Origin of the sequence: Stieleria varia (assembly GCF_038443385.1) — a bacterium.
In the GTDB taxonomy this organism is placed as follows: domain Bacteria; phylum Planctomycetota; class Planctomycetia; order Pirellulales; family Pirellulaceae; genus Stieleria; species Stieleria varia.
Map to the genome: position 1 here is coordinate 2,762,451 of NZ_CP151726.1, position 12,257 is coordinate 2,774,707.

Here is a 12,257-nt window from a genome sequence, read left to right on the forward strand (position 1 = left end):
TAGGGTTCTGGCGGCGAGACTCTTTCCCCAAATCTTTTCTCGGAGACTCCAGGATGCACCGGTCCACTGGTTTTTTACGCGTGCTCGGCATCTATGCCGGCACCATTTGCGTCGGCGTCACCTCTGCCTTGGCAATGGTTCATGCCGCAGAGGATCCACCGCTAGGAAAAGCTAACGGGCGTCCGACCATCACCAGTTCACCGCAGATCGATCCTGAAATCCACGCGTTGATGCAATCACGCAAGTTTGCCGACGCGGTCAAAGCGATCGATCGACAACTTGGACAAGATGCCACGCCGGATCGGGATTACTTGACGTATCTCAAAGCCGTCGTTCAGGATTCTGCAGGGCAACCCGATGACGCTCTGGAATCCTACAAGGCTCTCGAGCGACTGTTTCCCGACAGCCCCTGGACCAGCCGCGCGAGATTCGGTCGCGCAGGCATCGCCGCCGCCAGTCGTGACTACGGCAAAGCGGGCGAGATTTATCGCGCCGAAGCTCAGCGGTTGCTTTCTCGTGGACGCAAAGATGAGTTGTCCCAAATCTATTTGGAGTTCGCCGACCGATATTTCGAAGGCGTGCCGGCCAAAGATCCATCACAGGAAAAACAACCCGACTACAAACAAGCACTGGAGTATTTTCGCGAGGCTGTCAAACTTGGTCCGTCGCTGGAGTCCCGGCGGATCATCGAGTTTCGCATCGCACGCTGCTTGCAAGAACTCGGGGAGAACGGCGAAGCGATCGCAGCATACCAAGCGTTCCTGAAAGAACATTCCGAACCGGAGTCCACGGTCCAACCCATCCAGTTGGACCTGGTCGCCCCGGTCGAGGCGGACGTCGAAGCCGAAGTGCGATTTCAACTCGGCTTGACCCAATTGAACTCGCATCAACCCGCCAGCGCACGCCGGACTTGGCAAACCTTTCTGACCAAACAAGCTGACGAGCGGGCGAACGAAGCGGTCGCGGCGTTCTTGGCCAAAGCACAGTATCGCCTATCGCACACGTACGGATTGCCCTCACCAAACTCGATCGGTGATCTGGAACTTGCGGTCACTCTCGCCGAAAAATTTCTCGTTCAATATCCCGAGCATCCGTTGGCCGCCAAAGCCGAGTTGGAGATCGCCCAAGGCTACATGCGTCACGGTCGCTATCTCAACGCAGTCGAGCGATTGGAAAAGCTGATCGCCAATCCCTCCTACGCTGATTCGGAACACTTGCCTCTCGCCCGTCAAATGCTCGGCAAGTCCTACTTGGCACAACGCAAGTTTGATGACGCCATCGCGGCTTGGAAGGCGTTTCTGGAGGAGCATCCCACCGACTCGAATTGGCCGAGCGTTCAGCAGGAAATCATCGACACGGAGTTCGCCGCTGCGGCCGACGCCCACGCACGCAAGGACTTTGCCAATGCACGTGAACTCTGGCAAACGTTCTTGAACAAGTACCCGCTGGACGCGCGAGCCGCGCAAGTCCTGTACACGTTCGGTGACATGAATCATTCCGAGGCGGCCAGAGAACACGCACAACGCGTCGAGGCGGCCAAAGAACAAGGCAAGCCGGCGGCGGATCTGTCACTCAACAAAAAGTGTCGGGAGTTGTACGAAGCCGCCATCGCCGATTGGCGTCGCGTGACGAACAAGTACCCGGGTACGGATCAAGCTTCCCTGGCAATGCTGAGAATCGGCCAGACCTTGGAACTCCAGCTCGATCGACGCGCCGAAGCCTTGGAGTCGTACAAAAAAGTCACCGGCGAACAGGAGAGCAACGCACAACGACGTATCGCTCTGCTGACCAAACCACAGCTTCAAGTTCTGACGCAGCGCAAGTACCGCAGTGATGAAAAGCCGCAGATCAAACTCACCACGCGAAATTTAAAACAGGTGACGATCAAGGTCTACAAGATCGACATGGCGGACTACTTTCGCAAAATGCACCTCGCCAGTGGCGTCGAAAAGCTCGACATCGCCTTGATCGATCCCGACGAACAATTCGTTCACACCGTCGACGACTACGAAGATTACAAGCAGGTGGATCGCGAAGTTCTGTTGCCCATCGATGGCCCCGGCGTCACCGCCGTGACCGTCAGCAGTGATAAACTGGAGGCCACGACGATGGTCGTGGTCAGCGACCTCGACGTGATCGTCAAGTCATCACGCAACGAGCTGTTCTTGTTTGCCGAAAACATGCTGACCGGCAAGCCGGCCGCCGGCGTGAGCGTGCTGGTCAGCGATGGCAGCAGCGTGTTTGCTGAGTTGCTGACCGACGATGACGGCATCACACGGAGCACGGACAAGAAACTACAGAACATCAAGGACCTGCGTGTCTTTGCCATCCATGACGGGCATGTTGCGTCAACGGTCACGAATCTCAACGGGTTGGATTTCGCCGTCGGTCTCGCGCCTGCTGGACACCTTTTCTCCGATCGTCCCGTGTATCGACCCGGTGAACTGGTCAACATCAAAGGCATCGTGCGTTGGGTCGATGGCGACCGTTTCACGTTCAAAAGCGGCACGAAATTCAAGCTCGACGTGTACGACTCACGCGGCCGAGTGCTCAAGACGGAAGATGTCGCGCTGAATCCCTACGGCACGATTCATACACACTTGATGCTGCCGGCATCCACGCCGGTCGGCGACTGCCGAGTGCATCTGCATCGCCCCGAGACGACCGACGGTCCCGCATTGTCGTTTGAATCACGATTCCAAATCCAGACGTACAAGTTGGAGCCGATCGAGTTGAAGCTTGAGACGGACAAGAATGTTTATTTCCGTGGCGATGAGATCACTGCCAACATCACGCTGCAGTATTACTACGGCGCTCCCCTGGCCAACGAATCGATTCGATATTCGCTGGGTGGTGGTGATAATGAAGTACTGACAGGAACGACGGACAAAGATGGCAAGTTGGAAGTCAAACTCTCGACGGATCGTTTCAGCGAAACACAACCCCTGACATTGAACGTCAACTGCCCCGAGCGAAACGTGGGACAAAGTCGTACCGTTTTCTTGGCGACGCGTGGCTTCAGCGTTTCCGTGGAAACCGCCCGCCCGGTGTTCATCAACGGCGAAACATTCGACGCCACCGTCCGTGTGGTCGACCCCGCCGGGGAACCGGTGGCAACCAAGGTAAAAATGCAGGTTTTTCGAGTCGTTACGTCAAATTTCGGATTGCCTGCTCCACAAAACACAACGACCGGTGCGGCCAGCGGCGAAGAGTTCGTGGAAGAATTTGAGCTGGAAACGGACGACAAAACCGGACGCGTGGTCAAGACGCTGACGGCGGGCGAAGGCGGACGCTACATCGTCCGCGCGATCGCGACGGACCAATTCGATAACGAAATCAGCGGCCAATCGATTGTCGCGGTCTCAGGGGAAGATGACGACACGCGACTGAGAGTCTTGGCCGATCGTCACAACTACCGCGTCGGCGACACCGCAACGATCCGTGTGCACTGGCGTGAAGCCCCCGCGTTGGCGCTGATCACGTTCGACGGTGCCTCCGTGCTCGGGCATCGCTTGGTGGACTTGCGCAAAGGCATCAACAAGATCGAGATTCCGATCGAGTCCCACTTGGCACCCAATTTCTTTCTCAACGCGGCCGTCATGCAGCGCAATCGGTTTCACCAGGCGCAGAGCGGTTTTGTGGTGGACAAGAAACTGTCGATCGAACTGACGACGAGCGAGCGTGAGCTGGCTCCCGGCGAAAAGCTGACCGTCGAGCTGGCCGTGACCGACTCCGCCGGCAAACCGACGACGGCGGAAATCTCTCTGGCGATGATCCAAGCCAACTTGATGGATCGATTCGGCTCCATGCAGTCATCCATCGTCGACGCATTCCAAGGTCAAATGCGAACACCGCGAGTCCGCCAAGCATCCAGTTGCACGTTCTCGTATCAGACCAGAACGAGGGAAATCAATGAAGCCCTGCTGGTGGAATCACGTCGGCTTCGTGAGGAGTTGGCGGAGCGGGATGCGTTGATGACCATGGGGAATGTTGACAATGATGGAGACGGGGTATTGGACGATCCCTTCGGATCGATTGATGATCTGTTTGGCTCTGGTCCTGAGCCCAATGCATCCGCAGCTGCGGTCGCAGGTGACACGATCGTTGGCGATTTTGCGGTTTCTGGTAACGAGCCGTGGGATCGAGCAGACAACAATGTTTTCTCAGTCGAGGGTAACATGCCGTTGCCATTTCCAAATGCCTCTGTTTTTAACGACCTCAGCATGTCTCGCATGCATCAATCGTCGCAACAGCTCCAGCAAGCGCAATCCGAATATGCCGGTCAGGCAATGCCTCAAATGCAGATGGGGCATCGGTTCGCAACACCTGGCTTGCTAGATCGCACCCGCCAAGAGATTGAAGCCAAGCGACGTGAAGTTTTTGCTTATGGCATGTTGGATGTCGAGCGATCGAGCGTTTCCGATGCGCCAATGGGACAACAGCAAGCTAATGTGTGGTTCAACGGCACATCCAATCAGCAGTTCGACGCATCCTTCCTTTCCAGTCAGATGCTCCAACGCCGCGACTTGACCATCAACGGCTTTACCACGGCAGGTAAATTGATCGTGCTCAACGGTCGCGGCGTGGATGAAGTGCTGCAATTGACACGAAAAGACGGCCTGCAAGTGATTCCACTGGCGGCAACCGGCGAGACCGGTTTCTGGGATCCGGCCGACTTGACCGACGAGCAAGGCAAGGCACAAATCGAAATCACCATGCCGACCGACTCCACGGCGTGGCGATTGCAAGCCGTCGCGGTCAACGTGGATGGATTGACCGGCGAGACAACCGCCGATGTGGTCACGCGAAAGAATCTTTTCGGGCAAATGCGATTGGCCGCCGCATTCACGGTCGGCGACAAATCGATCGTGCAAGCCGAGGTGCACAGTTCACTCAACGGAGCACGCAGCGTCGATGTCACTCTCAAGACCACGATCGGCTCCACGTCCATCGAGCAAACCAAGACCGTTCGGATCGACGGTCCTTCGATCACACCGATCGGTTTCCCCGTGGAGATCCTTGACGGTCAACAGGCCGAGTTCGAATTGCGGGTCGTCTCGAAAACCGACAACGCAGACGCCAGCCTCTCCGACACCACTCAGCAAACCGTTCCGATCGAACCCTACGGCTTGCCCGTTTACCAGACGGCCAGCGGCACCGCTTCGCAAAACACGCTGGCATTGATCGACTTGGCGGATATCTCGGGTGCCCAACCGCGTTCCTTGGAATTGCTGATCGGCGGCAACGTCAACCGCTCCCTGCTGGATAGCTTGTTGGGCGGCCCCGATCTGCTGCCACTTCGTTGCGCCGCCACCAGCGTATTGAGACGCAGCGCATCGGACGCGATGGGCGGCGTGGCTCTGTTGGAAATGGTCCGCCGTTCAATAGGTGCCGACTCACCCCAAGCCACTCAGCTCGGCGATGCGATTTCGTCTGCCGTCAGCAACCTGATCGCTTCGCAGCGCGACGACGGTGGATGGAACGAGATCACCGTTGGCAACAGCAATCCCGATCCGCTGCTGACCGCCCGCATCATGTGGGCGCTCGCCGATGCACGTTCGGCCGGCTTTGCCGTCCCCAACGACGCCTTTGACAAAGGCAAGGCCTATCTGAAGACGGCCTTTACCAAAGAGACTCGTCTGGACCAACAATCGATCTTGCTCTCCGCCATGGCGAGATGTGGTTGCGGCGATTTTGCCTTGGCCAATCGATTGCACCGTGAGAGAAACCGACTATCCCCGCTGGGCGTGACGCACTTAATGCTGTCCCTGACAGCACTGGGACGCGGAGAGATGGCGCGTGAGTTGATCGATCTGGTCGATACGGCAAAGTTCGACGCACGGCAAAGTCTGGATCAGTCCGCTCGACGCGATCACACTTCCATCGAGTTGGCTTCGCTGTACCTCCTCGCTCTACAAGAACTGAAGGTACGCCCCGAAACACGTACCCAGTTGGCGACTTGGTTACTGACCCAACGAGTCGGTTCACGTTGGCCGGTGGAAGACGAAAACGGGCCGGCAATTGCCGCGATGGCGAAACATCATTCGACCGACACGCCGCGTGGTGAAACGATCCGACTGAGCGTCTTTGTCAATGGAAACCCACTAGAAACCCTTGAGATCCAGCCCAACGATCCCAGTCGACGCCTGAGCGTGCCGCGCGAAATGATCCTCGACGAGGGTGAACAGAAAATCGATTTCCGAATCGAAGGCCGTGGCGAGTTCACGTACAGCGCCGTCATGACGGGTTTCGCAGCGGCGGACAAGGTTGCCAGCAGCACACAAGATTGGCGGATCGATCGACGCTACGAACCGGATCAACTTCGCGTCGACGGTAAACTGGTTCCGCGAGGTTTCAGTGTGGTGTCCCGAACCAAATCATGGACGCCTAACCCGCTGACTCAATTGACTCAGGGAACTCGCGGACAAGTCACGCTGTCAGCACGCGTGAACTACGAAAACGGAAAACCGATTCAAGCGTACCTTGTCCTGGTCGAACCCATTCCGGCCGGTTGCACGATCCTCGATGAATCGATCCGTGGCCGATTCGATCGCTATGAGATCCATCCCGGTGCGATCACGTTCTACCTCGGTGAGCACCAATCGCCAGGAGACATCCACTACACCTTGGTCGGCTACCTGCCCGGCGACTACCGCGTACCGCCCACGGTGCTGCGAAGCTACTACGATCCCTCGCAAATGGCGGTTGCCGATGCAAAGTCTTTGACTGTGCTGCCGCCCGGAGAAAAATCAAGCGATGAGTATCGGTTGACTCCCGATGAGATGTTTCACTTGGGAAAAATCGCTTTCGACAAAGCCGAGTACCAGAAGGCACACGAACACCTCAGTCAACTGCTCGCCGACTGGCCGCTGCGTCCCGACTCACACAAAGACACAGTGGTCCATTTGTTCAACGCATCGCAGAAACTGCAAATGCACGCGGACACCGTCAAGTACTTTGAGGTCCTGAAAGAGCGTTTCCCCGAAGTCGAATTGTCGTTCGAGTCCATTTTGCAAGTCGCCCAGTCGTACCGCGAGATCAGTGAATACGAACGCAGTTACTTGGTTTACCGCGCGACCGTGCAAGCCAGCTTTGAACGAGAAAACCAAGTTGCCGGATTCCTCAATAAACGTGGCGAGTTCCTTCGCGGCGTCCAAACCATGGAAGCCCTGCTGCGGGATTACCCTGCTGAGTCCTACGTCGCGACCGCCAACTATTCCTTGGCTCAAGAAGTTTATCGTCGTGCCGATACCGGTTCCGATGACAAACGATTGCAAGACGCCGGCGTCACTCGCGCCGATTTGATCAGCGGTTCGATCCAAATGCTGGATCACTTCCTGACGCGTTGGCCCAGCGATCCGTCCAGCGACCAAGCCAGCTTTGCATTGACGACCGGTCTGATCGACATGAAACGCTACCAAGCGGCCATCGACCGCGCCGATCGATACTCGGCAAACTATCCGAATAGCAAACTACTGGATTCGTTCTGGTACATGACAGGCTACTGTCACTTTGAACTGCAGCATCCCGATCAAGCGATCGCGATGTGCCGCAAAGTGGCCGACGCAGAATTTATCGACCCAGCCACCGGTAGTGCTCGCCAATCGGACAACAAGTGGGAAGCCGTGTACATCATGGGACAGGTCTATCACAGCCTGGGCAAAGCTGCCGAAGCGATCGATCAATACGCCAAAGTCAGTGAGCGTTTCGCCGATGCGGCCGAAGCCATCGAGTACTTCAGTCGCAAGTCCATCGAGTTGCCCGACGTGACCACGTTGGCACCGGCGGACAAGCAAACCGTCGAGCTGAAATTTCGCAATGTGCCCGAGACGCTGGTCAAGGTCTATCGCATCGACTTGATGAAGTTCGGCTTGACACAGCGAAACCTCAATCGCATCACCGCGATCAACCTCGCCGGAATCAAGCCTTACCACCAAGAGACCGTTGCCTTGGGTGATGGCAAAGACTATCGAGACCGAGATACAAAACTTGAGCTGCCCCTCAAAGACGAAGGAGCCTACCTCGTCGTGTGCCGCAGCGAAAACCTTTACACTTCCGGCTTGGTCGTCGTCAGTCCGCTCGTCGTGGCCGTCCAAGAAGACACCGTGTCGGGCCGCGTTCGCGTGAGCGTCAAGAACAGATCCACTGATGCCTTTGTCAATAAAGTCCACGTCAAAGTCATCGGCTCAGGCAATGATGAGTTCCAGTCCGGCGAAACCGATCTTCGCGGACTGTTCATCGCTGACGGCATCATCGGCACCAGCACAGTGATTGCAGTGAGCGAGAACCAAGAGTATGCGTTCTTTCGTGGTGAGTCGGTGTTGCAGCCCTCGCAAAATCAAGACGACCCGTTCGGCAGCGACGAGCAAATGCAGCGGCAAGAGGCCGTCCCTCAGTCGGCCGCGCCGATGGCGGGCAAAAAAATGCTGCTAGAGAACGTCTTCCGAACCAACAGCGCCAATCAGTTGGAGAGTCAAATGCAGTTCGATGGCTTGATCGAAAACGACCGCACGGGCGTGAAGAGCAAAGAAGCGTACTAATCGTCGCCCCCTTCGCGACTCCCCCCACGTAGCCGTTCAGGCGAACACGATTGGGAGGAGGCTTCTGTGCAAGAATGCGTTCGGAATCGGCAATACGCTGGACAGGGCGCACTATCGACTTGGAAAGTCGAGCGACAATTGTCGTTCGACTCTCCGAGTCGAAAACGAACACCACCAATCGCCCAAACACAAACCAAACGCCCGAGCCGTGGCCCGCGTCGTCACCTCCCCCAAGGGAACTTGGGGGAGGTCGAGCGAAGCCGTTCAGGCGAACACGATTGGGAGGAGGCTTCTGTGCAAGAATGCGTTCGGAATCGGCAATACGCTGGACAGGGCACGCTATCGACTTGGAAAGCCGAGCGACGATTGTCGTTCGACTTTCCAAGTCGAAAACGAACACCACCAATCGCCCAAACACAAACCAAACGCCCGAGCCGTGGCCCGCGTCGTCACCTCCCCCAAGGGAACTTGGGGGAGGTCGAGCGAAGCCGTTCAGGCGAACACGATTGGGAGGAGGCTTCTGTGCAAGAATGCGTTCGGAATCGGCAATACGCTGGACAGGGCACGCTATCGACTTTCCAAGTCGAAAACGAACACCACCATACGTCCAAACACTAACCAAACGCCCGAGCTGCCCCCCGAAAGGGTGTCTTTCGTCCTTCGTTTCGCCACCCGATCTTTACACAGGCTCCGCCAACGGCGATGCTATAAGCCTTGAAAACGCCGAAAGCCTTTCCCTCGCGTGTTGAATCCTGGGGAAAGGTTTTCTTTTTTGTTTGCGCCCAGCCCTGCTCGGACCCGCGGAATATGTGCCGCCATCCCCTCTGACGCAGCGCCGACCGCGAAACCAAGACGTGCGGGGCCAGCTTTGGCAAGTGTTCCGCGTTCTGACCAAATGCCAGCGGCATCCCACGATGCCAGCGATAGATTGCTCAACCAGGAGATCAGTGATGCTCGATGCCGTTCCCATGACCCGTGCCGGCTACGACAAGATCAAAGCCGATATTGCTCGGATGGAAAACGAAGAGTTGCCCGCTATCACGGAGAAATTGGCGCTCGCTCGCGAAGAAGGCGACTTGAAAGAGAACGCCGAGTATCACGCACAGCGAGAAAACCAGGGCGAGCTGATGGCCAGAATCAATCTGCTCAAGGACAAAATCGCACGGGCTCAAATCGTCGACATGTCGGAGTTGCCCCGTGACGAAGTCGTTTTTGGCTGCACGGTGACAGTGGAAGACCAGGCCGACGGCATGGAGGAAGAGTTCACGTTCGTCGGTGCGGGCGAAGAAGACTACAAGCACGGCAAGATTTTGGTCACCAGCCCGATCGGTAAGGGCCTTTTGGGCAAGAAGGTCAATGAGATTGCCGAGATCGAAGTCCCATCGGGCTTGATGACTCTGAAGGTCGTCAAAATCGAATTCCGCGACGAATAAGAATGAGCGACGAGCCCTCAGCCGCAGCAAATTCCCCCGGCACTGCCAAACGCACTGACGACGGTGCGGGCTGCATGCCCGGTTTCTTGGCCGCAATGGCGCTGCTCGGGATCGCCGGGTTCATTTGCTGCGGCGTCAGCACATGGTGGCTCTACACCAAACGCTCAGAGCTGGCCATTCGTACCCTACGCCAGACCTACATCCCGGAACTGGAGCAGAGTCGCCTGGCTCCAGAAGACAAAAAACAGACCGTTGAACTGCTCAATCAGTTCGCCGACGACCTCGAACGAGGAAAATACGAGGACTGGCAAGCCGCTGGGGTGATGCAGCGTTTGATCCGACTGCCCGTGCTGCAGTGGGGGGAATTGACCGCAATTGAGCGATTTATCGAGTCCCATCCGGAGGATTTCCAGCCCGATGACGCCTTCCAAATCACGCGAGTTCGCCTCGGCGTCCAGTCTGATAAGGTCACAACCATTGACGTCGAAGATATCCTTTCTCCGGTAGTGCAAACGGATGCATCATCGCAATTGAATCGTTCACTCGTCGAACCTCTGGACGTCACAGCCGTCCAGGATGTCGTTGTGCGGTGCAGGCTCGTTGCGGACCGTAGCGACGTCCCAATGGAGCCCCAAAGCGATGCCGCATTCACCGAGCCTGCCATCAGTGAGATTGTGAAAAGGCAAATCAAAGCCGGAATTGATTCAGGCAGCTTGTAGGACACGCGTTCATGGCGACGGAAAAGGTGGTGGTGGTGGGAGCGGGCCCGGGAGGCCTGGCTGCCGCAATGCAACTCGCTCACGCGGGATGCGAGGTGACGCTGCTGGAAAGCCGCGATCGACCAGGAGGACGAACCAGCTCAATCGAGATCGACGGCTACAAGTTTGATTGTGGCCCCACGTTCTTTCTCTACCCACGCGTCCTGACGGAAATCTTTCACTCGGTCGGATACGACCTGATGACCGAAGTCCCGATGAAGCGGTTGGAGCCCCAATATCGGCTGACGTTCGGCGGCGGAGGTCAACTCGACTGCACGTCCGACATGGACGAAATGGATCGTCAGATCGCTGATTTTGCTCCCAGCGACGTCGGTGCTCTGCGACGCTACATGAAAGACAACCGACGCAAACTGGCCAAGTTTCGCCCCATTCTAGAGTCGCCGTTTTCGTCCCTGTCCGACTACCTCCGCCCCTCTATGCTGGCGGCGGCACCACACCTCCATCCAACGCGGTCCCTCGGCAAGGAGCTCCAAAGGTACTTTTCCGATCCCAGACTCGTGATCGCATTCGCGTTTCAATCAAAATACCTGGGCATGTCGCCATTCAACTGTCCCAGCCTGTTCAGCATCCTGTCATTCCTCGAATACGAGTACGGCGTGTGGCATCCCATCGGAGGATGCAACCAAGTCAGTGTGCGGATGGCGGAGATCGCCCAAGAACTCGGAGTAACCATTCGATACAACGAACCCGTTCGCTCTGTGGAGATGTCCGGTCGCAAAGTGACGCAGATGACGACTGATCACGCAACCTACGACGCAGACGCATTCGTCGTGAACGCCGATTTTGCAAACTGGATTTCTCGCATGGTCCCTAATGCAAAACGACGCCGCTGGAGCGATGAGTCGTTGTCCAAAAAGCGTTTTTCATGCAGCACATTCATGCTGTACTTGGGTATCGAGGGGAAATACGACCAACTGCCTCATCACAGTATTCATATCAGCTCTGACTATGAACGTAACCTTCGCGAGATCGAGCAAGAACACATTCTGAGCGAGGACCCTTCGTTTTACGTGCAGAATGCCAGTGTGACCGATTCGTCGCTGGCTCCCGAGGGCAACAGCGCTCTCTATGTCCTGGTCCCGGTCACCCACAAGACCGATAACGTGGATTGGAAACGAGAGTCAGACAGGTTTCGTGATCTGACCTTGGATAAACTATCCAGCATCGGCTTGGATGACATCCGCTCTCGCATCCGCGTGGAACATCGCATCACGCCCGAGGATTGGGAGTCGCAGTATGGGATCTACAAAGGCGCTACCTTCAACCTGGCGCACAACCTGGGGCAAATGTTGCACAATCGACCGCGCAATCGATTTGAAGAACTCGACGGCCTGTACCTGGTCGGCGGCGGAACACACCCCGGCAGCGGCTTGCCCGTCATCTACGAATCAAGCCGGATCACGACGCGACTGCTGCTGAGCGACCTTCGCAAAGCGTCTTGATCCGCAAAGCAAAGATTCACCTTCGCAGGCGATCGCAACCTGCCAATTCCTACCCGTGGGGCA

Annotated in this window: 4 protein-coding genes; all 4 read left to right on the forward strand. The window is 56.8% G+C overall.

Features of this window, described 5'->3' with window-relative positions:
- Positions 1-53: 53 nt before the first annotated feature.
- The 4 genes from Pla52nx_RS09485 (at position 54) to crtI (ending at position 12,194) form a co-directional block, all read left to right on the forward strand.
- The gene (locus Pla52nx_RS09485; protein WP_146519184.1) at positions 54-8,540 is read left to right on the forward strand and encodes a tetratricopeptide repeat protein; all 8,487 of its coding nucleotides are present in this window, start codon (positions 54-56) and stop codon (positions 8,538-8,540) included.
- 950 nt (positions 8,541-9,490) lie between these two features.
- Positions 9,491-9,973: a GreA/GreB family elongation factor gene (locus tag Pla52nx_RS09490; RefSeq protein WP_197454410.1), complete on the forward strand. Its 483-nt coding sequence runs from the start codon at positions 9,491-9,493 to the stop codon at positions 9,971-9,973.
- 2 nt (positions 9,974-9,975) lie between these two features.
- Complete coding sequence (locus Pla52nx_RS09495) at positions 9,976-10,692, forward strand: hypothetical protein (RefSeq protein ID WP_146519183.1); 717 nt, start codon at positions 9,976-9,978, stop codon at positions 10,690-10,692.
- Positions 10,693-10,703: 11 nt separating this feature from the next.
- Positions 10,704-12,194 (forward strand): phytoene desaturase family protein, encoded by a 1,491-nt coding sequence (crtI, locus tag Pla52nx_RS09500; protein WP_146519182.1) that lies wholly within the window; start codon positions 10,704-10,706, stop codon positions 12,192-12,194.
- Positions 12,195-12,257 lie beyond the last annotated feature (63 nt).